Source organism: Mycobacterium sp. (assembly GCF_036490025.1).
GTDB lineage: Bacteria > Actinomycetota > Actinomycetes > Mycobacteriales > Mycobacteriaceae > Mycobacterium.
The window spans coordinates 1-12,880 of record NZ_DASXEP010000060.1 but is presented as its reverse complement, the minus strand read 5'-3'; the positions used below and the strand labels follow the sequence as shown (position 1 = coordinate 12,880).

The 12,880-nt window shown below is 66.6% G+C and carries 13 protein-coding genes and 1 pseudogene; 7 read left to right on the top strand and 7 right to left on the bottom strand.

Annotation, left to right across the window (positions count from 1 at the left end):
- Positions 1–1,076 (bottom strand): acyl-CoA dehydrogenase family protein (locus tag VGG53_RS06805; protein WP_331517261.1); only part of this gene is annotated, 1,076 nt, incomplete at its 3' end.
- A 186-nt stretch (positions 1,077–1,262) separates the two neighbouring features.
- Between VGG53_RS06805 and VGG53_RS06800 the strand changes: the two genes are divergently transcribed.
- Positions 1,263–2,027, top strand: a complete 765-nt coding sequence (locus VGG53_RS06800; RefSeq protein ID WP_331517260.1) for an SDR family NAD(P)-dependent oxidoreductase — start codon at positions 1,263–1,265, stop codon at positions 2,025–2,027.
- A gap of 12 nt (positions 2,028–2,039) precedes the next feature.
- On the top strand, positions 2,040–2,834 hold the full coding sequence (locus VGG53_RS06795) for an SDR family NAD(P)-dependent oxidoreductase (protein WP_331517259.1): 795 nt from the start codon (positions 2,040–2,042) through the stop codon (positions 2,832–2,834).
- A 42-nt stretch (positions 2,835–2,876) separates the two neighbouring features.
- Here the strand turns inward: VGG53_RS06795 and VGG53_RS06790 are convergent, their stop codons facing one another.
- Both VGG53_RS06790 and VGG53_RS06785 read right to left on the bottom strand, forming a co-directional pair.
- Complete coding sequence (locus VGG53_RS06790) at positions 2,877–4,043, bottom strand: acyl-CoA dehydrogenase family protein (protein WP_331517258.1); 1,167 nt, start codon at positions 4,041–4,043, stop codon at positions 2,877–2,879.
- 4 nt (positions 4,044–4,047) lie between these two features.
- Complete coding sequence (locus VGG53_RS06785) at positions 4,048–5,073, bottom strand: acyl-CoA dehydrogenase (protein WP_331517257.1); 1,026 nt, start codon at positions 5,071–5,073, stop codon at positions 4,048–4,050.
- A gap of 202 nt (positions 5,074–5,275) precedes the next feature.
- Between VGG53_RS06785 and VGG53_RS06780 the strand changes: the two genes are divergently transcribed.
- The 4 genes from VGG53_RS06780 to VGG53_RS06765 are packed head-to-tail and all read left to right on the top strand — an operon-like array spanning position 5,276 to position 9,795.
- Complete coding sequence (locus VGG53_RS06780; protein WP_331517256.1) at positions 5,276–6,460, top strand: amidohydrolase family protein; 1,185 nt, start codon at positions 5,276–5,278, stop codon at positions 6,458–6,460.
- 1 nt (position 6,461) lies between these two features.
- Positions 6,462–7,706, top strand: coding sequence for a cytochrome P450 (locus tag VGG53_RS06775; protein WP_331517255.1), 1,245 nt, complete (start codon positions 6,462–6,464; stop codon positions 7,704–7,706).
- Positions 7,706–9,352: a class I adenylate-forming enzyme family protein gene (locus VGG53_RS06770; RefSeq protein WP_331517253.1), complete on the top strand. Its 1,647-nt coding sequence runs from the start codon at positions 7,706–7,708 to the stop codon at positions 9,350–9,352. The genes VGG53_RS06775 and VGG53_RS06770 overlap by 1 nt, the downstream gene beginning before the upstream one ends.
- A 47-nt stretch (positions 9,353–9,399) precedes the next feature.
- A complete protein-coding gene (locus VGG53_RS06765; RefSeq protein WP_331517252.1) occupies positions 9,400–9,795 on the top strand; it encodes a hypothetical protein in 396 nt (131 codons plus the stop codon).
- A 69-nt stretch (positions 9,796–9,864) separates the two neighbouring features.
- On the opposite strand, the pseudogene VGG53_RS23980 reads toward VGG53_RS06765, so the two are convergent.
- Both VGG53_RS23980 and VGG53_RS06760 read right to left on the bottom strand, forming a co-directional pair.
- A pseudogene (locus VGG53_RS23980) lies at positions 9,865–9,949 on the bottom strand (hypothetical protein); the annotation flags it as partial.
- Positions 9,950–9,984: 35 nt separating this feature from the next.
- Positions 9,985–10,605 carry a nitroreductase family protein gene (locus tag VGG53_RS06760; RefSeq protein ID WP_331517251.1) on the bottom strand — a complete coding sequence of 207 codons (621 nt, stop codon included), beginning with the start codon at positions 10,603–10,605 and terminating at the stop codon, positions 9,985–9,987.
- A gap of 140 nt (positions 10,606–10,745) precedes the next feature.
- Here VGG53_RS06760 and VGG53_RS06755 point away from each other — a divergent pair, with 140 nt between their 5' ends.
- Positions 10,746–11,393 (top strand): FMN-dependent NADH-azoreductase, encoded by a 648-nt coding sequence (locus VGG53_RS06755; RefSeq protein WP_331517249.1) that lies wholly within the window; start codon positions 10,746–10,748, stop codon positions 11,391–11,393.
- Positions 11,394–11,439: 46 nt separating this feature from the next.
- Here VGG53_RS06755 and VGG53_RS06750 read toward each other — a convergent pair whose 3' ends face one another.
- Both VGG53_RS06750 and VGG53_RS06745 read right to left on the bottom strand, forming a co-directional pair.
- Positions 11,440–12,060, bottom strand: coding sequence for a TetR/AcrR family transcriptional regulator (locus VGG53_RS06750; protein ID WP_331517248.1), 621 nt, complete (start codon positions 12,058–12,060; stop codon positions 11,440–11,442).
- A gap of 324 nt (positions 12,061–12,384) precedes the next feature.
- On the bottom strand, positions 12,385–12,880 hold a 496-nt coding region (locus VGG53_RS06745; protein WP_331517247.1), incomplete at its 5' end, for an enoyl-CoA hydratase-related protein.

The following is a 12,880-nucleotide window of genomic DNA, read 5'->3' as shown; positions in this document are numbered from 1 at the left end:
CCGCCGGCGATCGCCTCGGGGTCGTCTTCGGTGAGCAGCGCATCGGTGCCCTGGAGTCCGAGCCCGAACTCGGTGAGCGCGAGGTTGCTCTCGCTGTAGAGGACCTTGGCCAGCGGAGCGTCGCCGGGATCGGCCTCGCCGCTCAACGCACGCGACAGGTTGTATTGGCCCAGGCGAACATTGACCCACGCCGCCGCGTACAGCCGGCCGATGTCCTGGCGGACCGCATCGTTGTCCAGCGCCGGGCGGGATCCGCGCCGCAGTGAGCGCGCCACCGTTACCGCATCGCGCACCGCGCGCAGCATGACGATGCCCGCGGTGCCCACACTGGAGCGCTCCTCGACGAGGCTGGTGGTGGCGACCTTCCAGCCTTCGTCGACTTCGCCGAGCACGTTGCCTTTTGGTATCCGGACGCCATCGAAGAAGACTTCGTTGAAGTCACTGGTGCCGGTGATCTCACGGAGCGGCCGCACGTCGACGCCCGGACTGGCCATGTCCAGGATGAACGCGGTGATGCCGGCATGCTTGGGTACATCGGGGTTGGTTCGGGCCAACAGGTAGCCGAGTTGGGCGTGTTGGCCGTTGGTGGTCCAGACCTTCTGGCCATCGACGACGAAGTCATCGCCGTCGCGACGCGCCCGGGTGGTCAGGCTGGCCAGGTCACTGCCCGCGCTGGGCTCGCTGAACAGCTGGCACCAGATGTCCTCGCCCGACCGGATCCGGGGCAGGTGGCGCTGCTGCTGGTCGCGAGACCCGCAGTGGATGAGCGCCGCAGCGGCCAGCAGGCCGGCGCCGATCGGCGTGGGCACCCGGGCGCGCGCCATCTCCTCACCGACGACGGTCGCGCGCAGCGCGTCTTTGGTGCCGAGACCGCCCCATTCGGCGGGCCAGTCAGCACCCACGTAGCCGGCTTCGAACAGTCGGGCGGTCCATGACCGGAGGGCGGGAATGTCCTCCGCTTCGGGTGCGCGGGTCCCGGCTCTGCCCTTCGTGCGCACTGCCGGGCGGTGCTTCTCCAGGAAACCTCTCACCTCGGCGCGGAACTGATCGATCTCGGGATCCTGTTCCAGCTTCATCCGTCCATCCTCTGGATCAGTGCCCCCGCGCTCATCACAGCTCGGACGCAACCGACGAACAACCAACGCGAACCGTAGCAGATTATGAATATGTGGTCTGCTGAGCTAGTAGAGGATGACTCTACTTGTCTGTACTGTGGTGACCCCGTAGGAAGACAATCGGTTTTCACACAGACAGGGGTGCGCGTGAAGGTCAAGGACAGCGCCGCGGTGGTCGTCGGAGGCGCCTCCGGCATGGGACGAGCGACCGCCGAGCAGCTGGCAGAGCGGGGCGCACGAGTCGCCGTGCTGGACCTGCCGTCGTCGGACGGAGCCGTCGTGGCGAAGGAACTGGGCGCCGGGGCCTCATTTCACCCATGTGACGTCATCGACAGCGACAGCGTGGAGACCGTGCTGCAAGCCGCGATCGACGACCTGGGCGCCCTGCACATCGCGGTCAACACGGCCGGGGGCGGGGTATCGGCGCGCACGCTGTCCAAGAGCGGACCGCACTCCCTGGACGCCTTCCGGTCGGTGATCGAGCTCAACCTGATCGCCACCTTCAACCTGAACCGCTTGCAGGCTTGGCACATGAGTCGCAATGACCCCGACGACGAGGAACGCGGCGTCATCGTCAACACCTCTTCGATTGCGGCGTTCGAAGGGCAGATCGGCCAGGTCGCCTATAGCGCCGCGAAGGCTGCGATCGCCGGCATGACTTTGACCATGGCGCGCGATCTCGGCAGCCTGGGCATCCGGGTTACCGCCGTCGCGCCGAGCCTGTTCGCGACCGGGATCACGTCACGAATTCCGGAGAAAATGGCGGGTGAGCTGACTCGCGACGCGGCCTTCCCGCGCCGGATGGGCCGGCCCGATGAGTACGCCGCCCTGGCGCTGTCGATCGTGGAGAACCAGATGCTCAACGGGTCGACCATCCGACTCGACGCCGGCCAACGGTTCGCGCCGAAGTAGTCGTTGACGATCGTGGATCTTGGATTCGCCGATGCCACCGCGGTCATTGCCGGGGGCACCCGTGGCATCGGACTGGCGACCGCAGTGTGCCTGGCCGAACAAGGCGCCCGGGTCGGCGTCATCGGCAGGAACGAAGCCCGGCTGGCGGAGGCCGCCACGACATTGGCTAACGCCGGCAGTCCCGAGGTGCTGACGTTGACCGCGGATCTGAGCTCGGCGTCGGACGTCGAGGCCGTCTTCGCGACAGTTGGCGTGCGCTGGGGCGGACTCAACGTGCTCGTCAATGCCGCCGGTCCGCTGGGCGCCGGTCGGTTTGAGGACCTAAGCGACGCGCAATGGGCGACGGCATTCGACGAAGGGGTGTTGTCCGCGGTTCGGTGTGTGCGTACGGCACTGCCGCTGCTGCGAGCCGCCGAATGGGCCCGAGTGGTGAACGTGACGGCAATGTCGGTGCAACACCAGTCGGCGGGATTGGTGGGCTACACCGCGGCCAAGAGCGCACTACTTAGCGTGACGAAGAACCTGGCCCGCAGTCTCGCTGGCGATGCCATCTTGGTCAACGCCGTCGCCCCGGGTCCGATCCTCACCGATTGGGCGCGACCGGCGCTCGCCTCCGCCGGCATTGCGACGAACGACCCGGTGGGCGCCTTCGGACTGCTGGCGCGTGGTCACGGCATGTCGGTGGACCTGGGTCGGCTGGGGCTGCCTCACGAAGTTGCCGCTGTCGTCGCTTTTTGCGCCTCACCAGAGAACACTTATATGACCGGCGCCCACATCAACGTCGACGGTGGCAGCGACTTCCTTTGAGCACGTTGCCTTCTCGGTCGGCGGCCCGGCTGCGACCGCGCGTCAGCGTCGCGGCCGGCTACGCGGAAATCCCAGGCGGTTCTCCACGATGAGACTGCGCAGCACCTCGCTGGACCCGCCGTAGATCGTCGACGCGACGGCGCTGCGGTAGTGCGCGTCCAGGTTGCCGTCCACCGCGCAGTGCGGGTCCGTCCAGTCGATCATGCCCGCGGGCCCTGCGATGTCGATCGCCGCGGCCGATGCGCGCACGTAGCTTTCCGGCCCGAACAACGCCGACACCGGACCCGGCCTTCCCCCTTCCGCGTCGAGGAAGGCCACCCGCAAGTCCAGCAGATCGGCCACCTCGGCCTCCATCGCCATCCGGGCCAGGCGCTCGCGAACCAGTACGTCGTCGATCAGCGCAGTCCCCTCGGGCCCGGAGTGTGTGCGGGCGAACTCCAGTGTGTCGTCGGCGACCCACCCGGTGCGCGAACCGGGCGCGACGTTCTGTTCAGCCTCCAGCGCTGCCCGCATGACCGCGAAGCCCTCATGAGCTTCACCGACCCGGTTCGCGTCGGCCACCCGCACATCGTTGTAGAACACGATGTTGGTGCGCTCGTGCCCCATGGTGTGCACGGCCTGGATCTCGATACCGGGCGAGTCCAGGGGTACCAACAGCATTGTCAGACCCCGCGGACCCACCGACCCGGGCTGGGAGCGAGTGAGCAAGAAGCAGTAGTCGGCAAGATGGGCGAATGTCGTGAAGATCTTCTGCCCGTTGACAATCCACTCATCCCCCTCGAGGTGAGAACGGGTCGCGCAGGCGAACACGTCGGAGCCACCGGCCGGCTCGGTGTAACCCAGACAGATCAGAACCTCACCGGCCGCCACGCCGGGCAGGACTCTGGCTTTGAGTTCCGCCGAGCCGGTGGCGCGGATGGCATTCGCCGGCAGCATGGTGGTACCGGGGCCTGCGGTCGGAACTCCTCCCTTGCGCAACGCATTCCACAGCGAGGCCGCCTCGAACGGATCCAGTCCGGCCCCACCCTCGGCGACCGGCCAGCCCGACGCGATCCAGCCGCGCTCGCCCAGCTTCCGGGTCAGCGCGCGATCAACGCCGTCACCAGTCCGACGCTCGTGCTCGATCACGTCACGGGTGACATGTTCGGCGGTGAATTCCTCTGCGGCGCGGCGGATCCGGGCCCAGTTCTCCGGTTCGCTGAAGTCCATCGGGTCACCGACCTCCGGTCGTCACGGGGCCGAAGCGTCGGTCGGCGACAGTGAGCAGCTCGCGTCGCGGGTCGGCGAACGCCGCCGCCCACGCTTTGGCTCTGCGGTAATACAGCTGAATGTCGTACTCCTCCATGAACCCGTATCCGCCATGGACATGCAGGCTGTGCGTCGTCGCGTGATAAGCCGTCTCGGCGGCGAACACAAACGCCATCGCCGCCAGCGCGCCGGCGTCTTCCTGCGCGGAATCCATTGCCCAACAGGCCTTGTGGACCAGCAACTGGGCACCATCCAGTGCCGTGACGGCGTCGGCGAACGGATGCGCAACCGCTTGGTACATGCCGATCGGCTGGCCGAAGGCCTCGCGCACGACCGCGTACCGGGAACCGATCCCGACGGCTTCGGAGGCCAACCCGACCAATGCGGCCGCCCGCAGTACACGTACCTCGTCGAGCGCGGTGTCGAAGAGCGAGCGCGCCTCACCGCCTTCGGCGAGGACGGTGGTGACACCGGGCGCGTGCCACCGGGCCAGCGATAAACCGCCGAGGTTGCGGTGCGCCGTCTTGGACAGGCCGTCCGGGCGGTTCACATAGACCAGGGAGTCTCCGTCGAGGGCCAGCACGGTGTCCGCGATAGCGCCGTCGACCAGCAATTGGGCTGTTATCGGGCCGGGCCGCGCCGCCAGCGACGCGATGACCGATCCGCTCAGGACCGGGACCAGCAGCTCCTTTTCACGCAGGCGGCCCAACATTCGGGCCGCGGCCGCGGTTTCGGCGACCGGGATCGGCGCGAGGCGTCGGCCGGCTTCCTCGGCCACCAGGGCCAGTTCCAGGAGTCCGCCCTCCCCGCCCCCGCAGTCCGAGCGGACTCCGATGCCCAGTGCACCGATCTCGGCGTAGTGCCGCCAGAGCAGTCCGTCGAAGCCGGTGACCTCCGCCCTCCGCACGCGCTCTGGCGTGGCCTCTTTTCCGAACAAGGCTGCGAACGCGTCGCGGACCGCGCGTTGCTCCAGGGTCAGCGATAGATCCACCTATTCCTCCTCGCAATCGCAACACGCAACCCCGCCACAGCAGGAACGTTACCCGTAGTCGGACTGATGCACGACGAAAAAGTAAACGCATATCCTCTTTTGACGCACTCGATGCTAGAGTTAATCGCATATTTGATTGTCCTGTTGGTCGAATAGCGGTCATCCTGCATCGCAGGCGTAGCCGCGCACAAGGAGGAGTTCAATGACGTCGCGCTTGGGATTTCCGGTCTTCGATGGTGATAACCACATGTACGAGACACGCGATGCCCTGACCAAGTTCCTGCCGCCCGAGTACCACGGCGCAGTCCGGTACGTGGAAGTCGACGGACGCACCAAGATCGCCACCCTGGGACAGATCAGCGACTACATCCCCAACCCGACCTTCGACAAGGTCGCTGCCCCGGGAGCGCAGGAGGACTACTTCCATAACGGCAACCCCGAAGGCAAACCGCACCGCGAGATTCTGGGGAAAGCGATCGAGGCAACCCCCGCGATGCGCGAACCGGCACCACGGCTGGAGCTCCTCGACGAGCAAGGCATCGACAAGTCGATGATGTACCCCACGCTGGCAAGCCTGGTGGAAGAGCGTTTCCGCGAGCACCCCGAGGCGACTCACACGATCATTCATGCTCTGAACCAGTGGCTGCACGAAACCTGGCAGTTCGACTACAAGGGCCGTATCTTCACCACCCCGATCATCACCCTGCCCATCGTGGAGAAGGCCATCGACGAACTGAACTGGGTGGTCGAGCGCGGTGCGCGGGCCATTCTCATCCGGCCTGCGCCGGTGCCCGGGCTGCGCGGCCCGCGGTCGTTCGCGCTGCCCGAATTCGACCCGTTCTGGAAGCGGGTCGTGGAGACCGGCGTGCTGGTCATCATGCACGCCTCTGACAGCGGGTATTCCCGCTACGCCAACGACTGGGAGGGTGTCGGCGAATTCCGGCCATTCCAGCCGTCGCCCTTCCGCTCCTACTACAGCCTGGCCCGCAACCCGGCCGAGGACGCCGTCGCGGCATTGGCCTGCCACGGACTCCTGACGAGGTTTCCCGAGCTGCGGATCGGCATGGTGGAGAACGGAACGACCTGGCTGCCCCGGCTACTGGAGAACCTCAAGGACACCCGCAAGAAGATGCCGCAGCTCTACAGCGAAGATCCGGTGGAGGCCATCCAACGCTGCGTCTACTTCAATCCCTTCTGGGAAGAGAACGTTGCCGAACTGGCGAAGCTGGTGCCGATCGACCACTTGTTCTTCGGCTCGGACTATCCGCATCCAGAAGGCCTGGCGGAGCCGCTCACGTACGCCGAGCGGCACCCGGAGCTGAGCGACGACGAGGTCGCCATGGTGATGGGCGGCACGCTGGCGGGCATGATGCGGATCGACGCCTGAGATGTCGACTGATCACGGTGCCGGATCGGCCACCAAACCGCGCGCGGGTGGCTCCCCTATGGAGTTCAACCCGTACTCCGACAGCTTCTTTGACGACCCCTATGAGACCTACCGCTGGATGCGCAACGAAGCGCCGGTGTACTACAGCGAGCGGTGGGATTTCTACGCGCTGACGCGTCACGAGGACGTCGTGGCCGCCCACCGCGACTGGGAGACGTTCAGTAGCTCCTATGGGGTCACCCTGGATGCGTTGTCGATGCGCCACAAATTCGACGAACTCAACATGTTGATCCTCATGGATCCCCCCGAGCACGAACGGCTGCGCAAACTGGTCCGCCAGGTCTTCACAAAGGCGGCGATCGCCAACCTGGAGCCGCTGGTGACCGACGTCATCACCTCTTATGTCGACGCCTTGAAGGGCAAAGACGATTTCGACATCGTGGCCGACTTCGCGGCGCTGTTCCCGGTCGAAATCATCTCCTCGATGCTCGGCGTCCCCCCTGGAGAGCGCCAGCAGATTCGGCATTGGACCGACGGGTTCCTGCACCGCGAGGAGAACAACCCCTTCGCCACCGAAAGTGGCGTCGCCGACTCGATGGCGATGAACGATTACTTCCTGGAGCTGTCCAAGCACAAGCGTCGCGAGCCCGACGACCTGATCATCAGCAGGCTGGTGGACGCGAGCTACGAGGACGAGGCCGGGGTGACGCACCGGCTCACCGACGAGGACATCGCCACGTTCGCGGTGCTGATCGCGGCGGCGGGCAGCGAAACGGTCACCAAGCTGGTGGGCAACGGCGTCATGGCCTTCCACCACAATCCCGAGCAATGGGAGCTGGTGCTCGCCGACCCCGGCGTGATCCCCGGGGCGATCGAGGAGATGCTGCGGCTCAACCCGCCCTCGCAGTATCAGGGCCGGTTTGCCACCCGAGAGGTCGTGCTCGACGGGGGCGCCATCCCGGCAGGATCGCCCACGCTGCTGGTCACCGGGGCCGCCACGCGTGACCCGCGGGCCTACGATCGGCCCGACGTGTTCGACATCAAACGCGGCGGATCTACCACCCTGGCCTTCGGATACGGCGCCCACAGCTGCCTGGGCTCCTGGCTGGCGCGACTGGAGACACGAGTCGCCATGCACGCGATACGCGAGAACTGGCCGCGGTTCGCGGTGAATACCGACGGTTTGCAACGGGTGACGATGTCCAATGTGGCCGGCTATTCGCACATCCCGGTGCACGTCGGCTGATGGCCGCGGCGCAGACCGCGTCGGACGATCCGGCATCCCCCGGCCTACCGGGGAGTGTCCCCGAGCTGCTGTCGTGGCGGCGCGCGCAGCCTGACGGCGAATTCCTCGTCACCGACGAGGAGCGACTCAGTTTCGCTGAGGCCGACGCGCAGTCCAGGGCACTGGCCGATGCGCTGTTGGCCTCGGGCGTGGGCAAGGGCACCCGCGTCGGCATCCTCTTCCCCAACTGCGCCCAGTGGCTCGTCGCGTGGCTGGCCGCAGCGCGTATCGGCGCGCTCACTGTCCCGCTGTCGACCTTCGCGCCGGGCGCCGAACTCGCCAGGCTGCTGCGCCACACCGACACCCAGGTGCTCTTGATGGGCCGCTCGATCGCCGGCCGCGACCTGGTCACCCGGCTCGCCGATGCGCTCCCCGGCCTGGCCGACGGCGGCCCGGCCATCGCCCTCGAGGCGGTCCCCTACCTGCGGCGGGTGCACGTGTGGCCCGACTGTGACCGGGAGTGGACCACCCCGTGGCCCGGAAGCAGCAACGGTCCCGTCGCGCCCCTGACCGGCCCGGCCGAGCAGGAGGTCGGCGCCGCCGACGAGCTCGTGCTGGTCACGACATCGGGAACTACGGCGCTACCGAAATCCGTCGCCCACACCCATGGCAGCCTGGTGCGCCACGCGGCCATCCTGGCCCACCACCGCGGCGTCACCGCCGCCGACCGCATCTATTCGCCGATGCCGTTCTTCTGGGTGGGGGGACTGACCATGGTGGTGCTGCAGGCCCTGGCCACCGGAGCCGCGATCCTGGCCCAAGACGTGTTCGATGCCGGCGCCACGCTGGCGCTGCTGGAGCGGGAACGGGCCACCTTCATCTCGTGCTGGGCGCAGGCCAGTCAGGCCATGGCCGACCACCCCGACTTCGCCAAGCGCGACCTGTCCAGCGTCCGGGGCGGCACCATGCTGCAGGCGCTGCCACCCGAACGTCGACCCAGCGAACCCGAACTGACCCCCAACCTGCTCGGCATGACCGAGACCGGCGGCCCACACACCATGGTCGAGGTGCCGGATACCCCGCTGCCGCCGGAACGCCGGGGCTCCTTCGGGATCCCACTTCCCGGGCTCGTGCAGCACCGGATCGTGGACACCGCGGGCATCGAGGCGCCGCGCGGGCAAGAGGGCCAAATCCAGGTGCGCGGCCCGATCCTGATGAGCGGGATCTACAAGCAGGAACGCCACGAGGTGTTCACCGCCGACGGCTGGTATGACACCGGGGACCGCGGCTGGTTCGACGAAACCGGGCATCTGCACTTCACCGGCCGGGCCAGCGCCCTGATCAAAACCGCGGGATCCAACGTCTCGCCGGCCGAGGTCGAATCAGTCCTGGACGCCATGCCCGGCGTGCTGCACAGCTTCGTGGTGGGTCTGCCCCATCCGGTACGAGGCGAGGTCGTCGCGGCCGCCGTCGTGCCCGCGCACGGCGCCCAACTGTCCACCGAGGCCGTCGCGGTCCACGCCCGCGCCAACCTCTCCGGGTTCAAGGCGCCGACCGTCATCGCAGTCCTCCCCGAGAGCGAGCTGCCGATGCTGCCCACTGGCAAGCTCGATCGTCAGGGTCTGGTCCAGTTGTTGGCGACGGACCGGGTTCGGCGCGACGAGTAAGGAAAGCCAAGGACTTCGCAGCCTTCCGTCTCACTGATGACGAGCGAATGGAACTCCTTGCCGCGCAGAGCGAATGCGCCGTCGGGTGGCTCAACAGCGACGGTTGGCCGGTGTCGGCATTCCTGACCTACCTGTTTGAGCGCGATGCGTTCTGGGTGACGTCGTTTCGCGACCGTCCCCGGGTCGGCTGTCTGGTCGCGGACCCGCGAAGCACGGTCGCAGTTTCCAGCGCGGGCAAACCACTGGTCCACGGCCGGATGATCAGCGCCCGGACGTTGGCAGTCGTACACGATGACGCGGCCACCGCCGAATGGTTCTACCCGCAGTTCGGCACAATGGCCGGCCTGGACGCGGCGGCGTTGGCCCGGCAGGACCGCGTCGTCATCGAGCTTCGTCCGCAAGCGTGGAACAGCTTTGACGCCATGCGAATGCTCCGCCGATAGTTGTGGCTGTGACGCGAGCGATACTGGGTCCTATTCCTCGCGGCGGGAGCAGCGCCGCGGACTCACTGGCTATCGCCCGGGCAGCGGCGACCATCGTCGCCGTCGCGCCCACGCTGGTCGCCAAATCCCAGGTGTCATTATCTGTGCGCGCCATGCGCTGTGCTTCCCAATCTCAGCCAACCAAGATAACTAGCCAGCATAACGATTCCAGTGAACGCGCTCGGCCTGGGGGCGCCTGGGTCCGGGCCTGAAGTCGGTGCCGATCGTGTGGGCAACCGGGATCAGCGCCGCCTGCGTCACCTGCTCATACGGGATCCCGAGCACTGCGGCAGCGTCGCGTTCGTGGGCCAAGTGCAATGACGTCCATGCCGTTCCCAAGCCCCGGGCGCGGGCGGCCAGCATGAAACTCCAGGTCGCGGGCAGTATCGATCCCCACGCGATGGCTTGCCAAAGGTGAGGAGCGTCTTCATACCGGCCTTCGATGCACGGGATGACCAGGACCGGCACCTCCTGGAGGTGTTCAGCCAGGTAGGCGGCGGAGTTCATCACGGCCTCCTGTCCGGCAGGGGGCTCCGGCGGCTCGGTCTCGCTTTGGGATTCCCGGTACAGCTCGGCAAGAGCCTTCCTTTGGTCGGCGTCGGTGACGACGACAAAGTGCCAGCCCTGCTGGTTGCCACCCGTGGGTGCCTGCAAGGCCAGGTCGAAGCACTCCTCCAACAGCTCCCGCTCGACCGGGCGCGACAAATCCAGGCGTTTGCGCACTGTGCGCGTGGTCGACAACAACTGATCCGGCGTTAGGTCAAGCGTCATGCGTGCACGCTCCTCGTTTGGCGCGTCGAGCTGCCCTAAGCCACCACGCTAACACAGATGGCGACGTTATGTTGCCATTTGATCATTTCTGCGCTAGCTTCGGGTTGGACAACCGGCCAGCGATCTATGGAGGGTTCGAGATGTCACACCTGCTGCACATCGATTCCTCGGTCCGAGGTGACGACTCGGTGAGTCGGCGACTGACCGCTCGCGCCGCCAATCGGTGGCGGAGCGCCCATCCCGACGGAACGGCGACCTACCGCGATCTGGGCACCAATCCCATACCGCACCTGGACGGCGCGACCGGACTGGCGCGAATGGTGGCCGCGGAGCAGCGCACTGCGGCACAAGACACGTCGTTCGCGCTCAGCGTTGAATTGATCGACGAGATCAAGCAGGCCGACACGGTCCTGCTCGGCCTGCCGCTGTACAACTTCGGCCCGCCCAGCACGGTCAAGGCCTGGGTCGACCACATCATCGCCCTGGGGTTGTCCATCGACGCCGAGACCCATGCCGGCCTGCTCGGAGACACCGACTTCATCGCGCTTGCCAGCCGCGGCGGGGGTTATGGTCCGGGCACACCGCGCGAAGGCTGGGATCATGCCCAGACCTGGTTGTCACACGCCTTGTCGGTGACCGGGTTGCAGCCGCGATTCATCACCGCCGAACTCACGACGGCCGATGCCAACCCCGAGATGGCCCATCTCAAACCGCTTGCCGCCGAAAGCCTCAACAAGGCGCTCGCCGCCATCGACCAGCTCTGGGCGGCCAGCGAAGACGCCGCCTAATGTGACCGAGGCGGCTCCCAACGCTGTGCGATGACAGTCACTGGTATCACGTTGCTGAGCGCGCAGGTGGCGCCGAGGGACTGCCGGCCAGCGGTGCGAGCACGACTCGCAGGATCCGGCAGCATTCCTCCACGGTGGGCGCGCGCTCTCGGGTCTCCTGCCAGAGCACGATGCCGAAGAAGGCCAGGTGCGCGATCACTTCGGTGTCGTCGGTTGGTCCGACCTCGCCTCGGGCGCGTGCGCGATCAAATGCTCGATGAAATGCGCCCAGCGCCCGGTCATTAGTGGTATCGACGAGGTCCTTGAGTTCGTCCGAAATTGACCCGACCGCGCGGTGGACCGCCTGCCCCTCGGGCAAGGCCGCGGTCTCCCCCATCATCAGCATCAGGGCCAGCAGATCGCCGCCGAGTGAACCGGTATCGGGATCGCGGTCGAAACGCTCAAGCAGCGGCTCGATGACGGCCAACAGTAGTGCGCTCTTGGACGGCCAGCGCCGATAGATCGTCGTGCGATTGACGTTCGCGGCTTTGGCGACTCCCTCGATGGTCAGCCCCGGAAACCCCACTCGTGCCAGTTCGGCCAGGGTGGCGTCGCGCACCTTCTCGACCACCTGGTGGCTTCGGGGACCGCACTGCAGGCCCTTCGTTCGCCGCGTCGAGCTGTCCATAGTCACCACGCTAGCAAAAATGGCGTCAGCACGTTGCCATTTGGACATCTGTGCGCTAGCTTCATGCGACAGGCGGCCGGGTCGTTGACGGAGCAGGCGGCGGATTGGCCTGACGTCATGGGCGTCGACCGGCGCCCACTACGGTGCGCGCCGGGTGCGGCTAGCACTGAACCGAACGCCACCGAAATGTCGCCGTTTCGTTTCTAGAAGTGAGATCGACTTCGGGTCAGTCGATTGCCCTGCATTTCCGCAGCTCACGGAGCCGCGTTTCTTGTCTCGCTTTGCAGTGATGCGGAGCAAGGCCACTACCCGAAGTCGTGGGGCTCACTTGGTGCGACCCGCGGCCTTCATCCGTTCCAGGTCCGCCATGACAACGGTCTGGCCGTTCGTCGCGGCCAGCGCGCGCGTGTGGCCGAGATGATGCATGTCGAAACATGACGCGATCGCCGTCGAGAAGCCCATGGTGTCCATGGTGTGGTTGACCGCCCGCTTGGCCAGTCGCAGCGCCCAGGGGTCGGTCTGAGCAACCCGATGAGCGAGCATCATGGTGGCCGACTGTAAGTCCTGCAGCGGTACGACGTGGTTGACCATCCCCGATCGCAGCGCCTCCTCGGCGGTCACCGAGCCGGCGGTGAACAGCATCTCCTTGGCTTTACGGGGCCCGAGTTCCCACGTGTGAGCGTGGTATTCGATGCCCATGATGCCCATCAGACCCACCGGATCGGAGAACTGAGCGTTGTCCGCGGCGACGATGAGATCGCACGGCCAGCACAGCATCAACCCGGCCGCAATGCACTTGCCCTGCACCGCGGCGATGGAC

Bases quoted from the DNA above. Each gene is read 5' to 3' on its own strand.
- VGG53_RS06760 (WP_331517251.1), bottom strand. From the start codon at position 10,605: ATGACGCTTGACCTAACGCCGGATCAGTTGTTGTCGACCACGCGCACA.
- VGG53_RS06755 (WP_331517249.1), top strand. From the start codon at position 10,746: ATGTCACACCTGCTGCACATCGATTCCTCGGTCCGAGGTGACGACTCG.
- VGG53_RS06750 (WP_331517248.1), bottom strand. From the start codon at position 12,060: ATGGACAGCTCGACGCGGCGAACGAAGGGCCTGCAGTGCGGTCCCCGA.
- VGG53_RS06770 (WP_331517253.1), top strand. From the start codon at position 7,706: ATGGCCGCGGCGCAGACCGCGTCGGACGATCCGGCATCCCCCGGCCTA.
- VGG53_RS06775 (WP_331517255.1), top strand. From the start codon at position 6,462: ATGTCGACTGATCACGGTGCCGGATCGGCCACCAAACCGCGCGCGGGT.
- VGG53_RS06790 (WP_331517258.1), bottom strand. From the start codon at position 4,043: ATGGACTTCAGCGAACCGGAGAACTGGGCCCGGATCCGCCGCGCCGCA.
- VGG53_RS06765 (WP_331517252.1), top strand. From the start codon at position 9,400: ATGGAACTCCTTGCCGCGCAGAGCGAATGCGCCGTCGGGTGGCTCAAC.
- VGG53_RS06780 (WP_331517256.1), top strand. From the start codon at position 5,276: ATGACGTCGCGCTTGGGATTTCCGGTCTTCGATGGTGATAACCACATG.